Source organism: Candidatus Enterococcus testudinis (assembly GCF_002140915.1).
Classification (GTDB): Bacteria; Bacillota; Bacilli; order Lactobacillales; family Enterococcaceae; genus Enterococcus_D; species Enterococcus_D testudinis.
On sequence record NZ_NGKU01000001.1, the window covers coordinates 908,667 to 914,596 of the forward strand.

The 5,930-nt window shown below is 38.4% G+C and carries 6 protein-coding genes and 1 riboswitch; of the genes, 4 read left to right on the forward strand and 2 right to left on the reverse strand.

Translation table 11 applies throughout. From position 1 onward, the window contains the following. Positions 1–137: 137 nt before the first annotated feature. A complete protein-coding gene (locus tag A5886_RS04395; protein WP_086273817.1) occupies positions 138–1,247 on the forward strand; it encodes a DUF2325 domain-containing protein in 1,110 nt (369 codons plus the stop codon). A 67-nt stretch (positions 1,248–1,314) separates the two neighbouring features. Here the strand turns inward: A5886_RS04395 and A5886_RS04400 are convergent, their stop codons facing one another. Continuing rightward, positions 1,315–1,971 (reverse strand): Crp/Fnr family transcriptional regulator, encoded by a 657-nt coding sequence (locus tag A5886_RS04400; RefSeq protein WP_086273818.1) that lies wholly within the window; start codon positions 1,969–1,971, stop codon positions 1,315–1,317. Positions 1,972–2,236: 265 nt separating this feature from the next. Between A5886_RS04400 and A5886_RS04405 the strand changes: the two genes are divergently transcribed. The 3 genes from A5886_RS04405 (at position 2,237) to A5886_RS04415 (ending at position 4,491) form a co-directional block, all read left to right on the forward strand. Continuing rightward, positions 2,237–3,460, forward strand: a complete 1,224-nt coding sequence (locus A5886_RS04405; protein ID WP_086273819.1) for an MFS transporter — start codon at positions 2,237–2,239, stop codon at positions 3,458–3,460. Between the two features lie 28 nt (positions 3,461–3,488). Further along, complete coding sequence (locus tag A5886_RS04410) at positions 3,489–3,671, forward strand: hypothetical protein (RefSeq protein ID WP_086273820.1); 183 nt, start codon at positions 3,489–3,491, stop codon at positions 3,669–3,671. Between the two features lie 165 nt (positions 3,672–3,836). Then, positions 3,837–3,934, forward strand: a riboswitch (THF riboswitch). A gap of 26 nt (positions 3,935–3,960) precedes the next feature. Continuing rightward, on the forward strand, positions 3,961–4,491 hold the full coding sequence (locus tag A5886_RS04415) for a folate family ECF transporter S component (RefSeq protein WP_086273821.1): 531 nt from the start codon (positions 3,961–3,963) through the stop codon (positions 4,489–4,491). A gap of 77 nt (positions 4,492–4,568) precedes the next feature. Here A5886_RS04415 and A5886_RS04420 read toward each other — a convergent pair whose 3' ends face one another. Next, positions 4,569–5,426, reverse strand: coding sequence for an Rgg/GadR/MutR family transcriptional regulator (locus tag A5886_RS04420; protein WP_086273822.1), 858 nt, complete (start codon positions 5,424–5,426; stop codon positions 4,569–4,571). Between the last annotated feature and the right edge of the window lie 504 nt (positions 5,427–5,930).

Genomic DNA, 5,930 nt, shown 5'->3' on the forward strand with positions numbered 1-5,930 from the left:
ATAGTAGGATACGGTAAAATATAATTAAAATAAAGTGTTTTAAAAGTTTTTTTTAAGGTTTTATGACTTTTTTTAACATTTATTAATTGAGTAGATTGTAAGAATAAACAAGTTGCGGAGTGATTGGAGGAGAAAGCGTGAGAAAAGAATCAATGATAGCATTAATAAAAGAAGAAATGATAGAGGTCTTGAAGAATCTTGATTCGAAAAACCTTTCACATGTTTCAGAAGTTCTTGAAAGTCAGGTAAATATCTTAAAAGCAGTAGGCAATGGTGTCTTTAATGAAAGCGTTACAAAGAAAGAAGGGCAGAATGAAGCAATACCCGCGAAAAAGATTGAACAAACAAAGCCATCTAAAAATGAACAATCAATCATAAAGAAGAAAATAGAGCGATTTGAAGAAAAAATATTAGATGATGGAGATGTGGTCCATGGATTATTTCACAGGACACTTCGAGGAGGAACTGTTCACACAAAAAAAGGATTATATGTTCCAGAGACCATCTGCCGGCAAATGGATTTTCATGATGGAGATTTAGTGGAAGCAACGTACCATAAAACGATTAAAAATAAAGACTATTTTAACTATCGATTGCTCAAAAAAAATCCGAAGCAACCAATTGAACAACGAGAAGAGATTACCGGTATTGTCATCAAAGAACATCCAGATCTCAAAAGACTTTATATCGAACTATCGAGGGCGCAAGAAGATTTTCCAACAACTATTCTTTTAAAAGACAACGACATTGATCATTTTCACTTGAAAGAGGGAGACATCATTGACTATGTGTGTCATCCCAATGATGTGATGTTAGGGTGTGTGCTGTGGAAACATAAAGTAGAACCTATCCCTATTATGGAAGAACAAAGCCACAAAGTACCGAGTAAAAGAATATCCCAGAAGAAGACAGGGAGAGCTTTCTTACCAATCTTTGAAGGATTAAACATTCTGACGGTTGGCGGGAATCAGTCTTTGATTGATTATCTCAAAGAAGAAGTCGAAAAAAGGTCAGGAAAATTTACAGGATTAACCGGATACGAGCAAAGACCAACAATGGTTGCTAAAATAAAGTCAGCGGATATTGTTGTTGTATATACAGAGGCAATTAGCCATGAAGCAATGTATCTAACAAAAGATACATGTAAAAAGTATAATATTGTTCATACATATACGAAGAATTGTGGCAAGAGTCAATTTGTGAAAAGAATCTCTTCTTTAAAAAAGAAACTGTCTCAGAATAATTGAACGTTTATTGTCGCAAAATCCAGACTTGCTTTATTTTTTGTGGAAATAGGTTGATCAATGAACATCTTCAATAAATAATATTCTCCCGAATCATCTCAATATTCTTCACCAACAGTTTGCGCTCAACACTTTGCAAGGCACCGTCTTCTCGCAGGCGTTGCATCATGCGGTTGACACTGCTGGCAGAGGTGATGCCGCAAAAGCGGGCTATTTCTTCATTGGTGACTTCGAAATCAATCAAGACACCGTCAGCCGTTTGGATCCCGAATGTTTCATAGAGCTCATTGATTTGCGTGCAAACAGCACCATACTTGCCGTTCATCAGCATTTGCTGCATTTTTTTCATCGTATCCATTAAGTTTTTACGGTAATATTCTTTGACGTAATCTTGGAGCTGCCGATCATGGTTGACGTCTGTCCAAAACTGATCACGCACGATTTTGTACAATTCGGCTTCTTCCGATTCGACCCGTACATTAAAAGGGGCTTCGACTTCTTGGGAATATTCGTCTTTGAAAAGGGAAACAATCTCAAAATCATTCAGATAGCGCAAATTGAACTCCCGTCCTTCACGAGTCACCACACTGGTCTTAATGATTCCTTGTTTCAAAATATAGACATAGCGGTCCGGAATGCCTTCATATGTCAAATAGCTTTTTTTCTTTCTGATGACTACAGGAATTGCTTTTTTCTTTAGATAGTCACTTAATATCTGTTTATCCACCCAAATTGCTCCTTCACTTTAATGAATCCAACCATTATTTTTCTGAAAATAATCTGAAAGTTCTAATATTCTTGCTTTATTAAAAGACATTTCAGATAAAAAAGCAATAACAAATGTTAATGTTTTCTGTTATTGTGCTTTTTCAGCAACAAATGCGATTTTCAGAAAATTTCATTTTCAGTATAGTTAAATCATTCCAAAGGAAAATAGGAGGGATCGATTTTTACTGGGTGCGGGGCAAAATCAAAGGAGGAGAAAGCATCACATGCAAGAAAGTCAGGACGAAAAATTATTTAACAAAGGATTTATTACGATTACATTGATCAATTTTATTGTGTTTCTTGTGTATTATTGTTTTGTCGTCATCACGGCAAAATTCGCCACGCAGGAATTGGGGGCAACGACTGCACAAGCGGGATTGGCAGCCGGCATCTATATTATTGGGACATTGATAGCGCGATTATATATTGGGAAAATTTTGGAATTGGTAGGACGCAAAGCAATTTTGCGTTGGGGGATTATATTTTATGTCATTACAACAGCAGCGTATTTGATTTCTTCAAATATCTTTATTTTAGAAGGCGTGCGCTTTTTGAACGGATTTGCCTATGGGACGGTTTCAACTGCCGCCAATGCCATCGTTACAGCGTACATTCCAGCTTCTAAACATGGCGAAGGCATCAATTACTATGGCTTGAGTACAAGCTTGGCAGCGGCTGTCGGACCATTTATTGGGATGCTATTATTGCCCACTTTGGGTTTCCAATTTATTATCTGGCTGGCAACGATTTTGTCGATTGCCACAGCTATTGCTTGCTTCGCTTTTCCAGTTGAAAATATCAAATTGACACCTGAACACGAAGCAGAATTAAGAAAATGGTCACTCAAATCATTTGTAGAAACGAAAGTTCTCTTTATATCGGCGGTTGGTTTCTTGATCGGTTTCGCCTATTCAAGTGTACTAAGTTTCTTATCGATCTATGCCAGCGATCTTGGTTTAGAAACGGCCGGCGCCTTTTTCTTTGTGGTTTATGCGTTGTCTGTTACCTTTACCCGGCCAGCAACTGGGAAATTGTTTGACCGTCATGGCGCGGATGCCGTCATGTATCCAAGTTTCATCTTTTTGACATTAGGATTATTCTTGCTTAGTATCACGGGCAATAGCGCAATGTTATTGATTGCTGGCTGTTTTGTCGGTTTAGGCTATGGTACCTTTATGTCGAATGGCCAAGCAGTCTGCCTGAAAGAAGTCGATGCACATCGGATCGGTGTTGCGTTATCCACATACTTTATCGGCTTAGACTTAGGTTTAGGGGTTGGCCCTTATGCACTTGGCAGTCTGCACGGACTTCTGGACTACTCACAAATCTATATCATTTGCGGATTGATTCCAGTCGTCGTTATTGTTTTATACAAATTATTCTACAAAACAAAACGCGTTGTCGATAGCGCTGGTGTTTTAGAACAACAAGTCAAAGAATCAAAATAAAGCGGATTGAATAAAGGAGTTTCTCACCATGGATAGCAATCAATTGATTATTGAAGCATTGAATAAATTAGTGATAAACGTCAATGAGTTAAATGAAGAAATGCATGCGATGAAAGAAGTCACTACTAGCATGACCATTGAGCAAGTCGAAATCGACCATCAATTAAGAGAGATTAAATCAGTCTTGATCAACGACAACTTGATTGGCTGATCTTACAAAAAAACACCATTCTCAACGGCTATCAGATGCGTTGAGAATGGTGTTTTTTTGTAACCCGAACAATGAAAGAAAATGTTCAGAAAAAATAAGAGTAAACATTGTCGCAGGTTTCAAATCTGTGCTATAGTGTGTCTGGGTAGCAATACCTAATAAAAAATCAGAGTAGGAAATAAAGCGTTAAGTGCTGAAAGGATGGGATGTTGCCTTTCGGACGAAGGACTGGTGTCCGCGGTTTTATTTTCGCATTCGCTGCATGAACTTGTAGCAGCTCTAAAAGGAGATGCTCGTTATGAAAAGAAAAGTCGATGCACACATGATCGCGATCATGGGACTTTTGATTGCCTTAATGGTGGTCTTGTCGCAAATCTTAGGCTTTGAAACAGCCTATATAAAAATCACTTTTTCCTTTGTTCCCCAAATGATCATGGGGATGTTATTCGGTCCATTTTGGACAGCTATCGGCTCCTCGCTGGCGGATATCGCAGGAATGGTGTTATTGCCAAAATCAGCATACTTTTTCGGCTTTACGATCAATGCCTTTGTAGGTGGATTGATTTACGGGTTCTTTTTCTACCGTAAAGAAGTCACTTTAAAAAGAGCCGCATTGGTAGTTTTGTTGAATACAGTGTTGATCACACTGATCTTGACGCCAATCTGGTTATCAATGATGCTGAATATCCCCTTAACAAGTTGGGCGATTTGGTCTGTGCGCTTGCTCAAAGCATTGATCATGTTCCCAATCCAAACAGCCATGATTTATATCGTTGGCCGCGCCGTACCGTATAAACGACTGATCCGACGATTTAGTTAAACACACAACGAATGAACCAACATCCACAAAAACCATCGAAATTTTTTCGGTGGTTTTTGCTTGTCTTGGTATGAGAATCAGTGGATGACGGATTCAGCCATATCGGCTAGTTGATTAGCGAGATTGTCTTGTCTGATAAACCGTAAAACAGCTAATGCTTGTTCGATTGTTTCCTTTCCAACTGCTGTCTCGCCTTCAAATATGGACAATACGCCTTCGAAATAACGGATCAAAATACGGATCCGATCGTTGTCAGGCGGCAAATCGGCAGAAAGAAAGTGCAGGATCTGCGCCAATCCGTTGTGATTTTTGCGGTCGATAAACAAATAGGCGGCGTTCGTCAGCAATTTCGTATAGATTTGATATTGGCTGTTTAGTGTATTTTGAAACATCTGTTTCTTGTTCAACTGTTCGAGTTGATTCAATATATAGTCATCTGAAAATAGAAACAATAAATTGGTGAAGGTCGTCAATTCAAATTTTCCCCAGGTATCGATGCGATCCAGATAGCCTTTGACTGTTGTTTCAATCGCTTGACTTTCCGGTGAATCATGACGAGGTGTTTCGTTTTTCATCAGTAGGAGATGTTGGCTGTATAAAATATAGTACATAAAATCATTGGTGGTTTCGTAGGCTGCTTTCGCTGTTTCAATCAGTGCAGCAACTGTCGTCGTGTCATGTTGGTAATGCGCTTGCATCATTTGTCGCGACAATTTGATTTTATCGGAAAGGTCGTGCGCATGGAGTTGGTAATCAAATTCTTCCAAAGTAACATTCATCCGTTCTAAATAAGCCTGTAAAGTATCGAATGCGATTCGATGTCCTTTTTGTTCAAAGGTCGCTAAGGTACTGCGCTCTGAGATGCCAGATGCTAATTTGCGTTGCGAAAGGTTGCGTTCCAAACGCAGCTGCTTGAGTAGTTGATTGGCTTCCAAGTAAAAACCTCCATAATGACCAGTTTTATGTGGACGGAAAAATAGTCCATTTCATATACATGTCTATTTTCGCTGTAAAATAGACGTAAGTCAATCTATTCGAAGGGAACGCAGAAACGTCCAGCATGTTTTGGTTGGGAAGTCAAAGCATTGCTTGGTGCGTATCTTCAGTTCTTTGAACAGTCATGCGCTATAAGATTGACTGAAAGTATTTACGTCTGTTGGAAAAGGCAGGCTGGTTTCACATCATAATTTACTTGTTCAATCATTGAAAAGTACAAACAGGAATGGTTGAATCAAAAAAGACTAGTGAGAATACTGCGGAAATGCGTGGGGTTCTCTCTAGTCTTTTTTTGATGGACATGACTAAAATAAAAATGAAAAAAGTCGTGCATAAAGTGTTATTCGAAAACATCATTTGACGAAAGAAAAAACACATTTGAAGAATATAAGTAAATTTACTTGCAGAAAATAAAAAGGTTTTTTTTTGATAGAATTCAAGTG

Bases quoted from the DNA above. Each gene is read 5' to 3' on its own strand.
- A5886_RS04405 (WP_086273819.1), top strand. From the start codon at position 2,237: ATGCAAGAAAGTCAGGACGAAAAATTATTTAACAAAGGATTTATTACG.
- A5886_RS04410 (WP_086273820.1), top strand. From the start codon at position 3,489: ATGGATAGCAATCAATTGATTATTGAAGCATTGAATAAATTAGTGATA.
- A5886_RS04415 (WP_086273821.1), top strand. From the start codon at position 3,961: ATGCTCGTTATGAAAAGAAAAGTCGATGCACACATGATCGCGATCATG.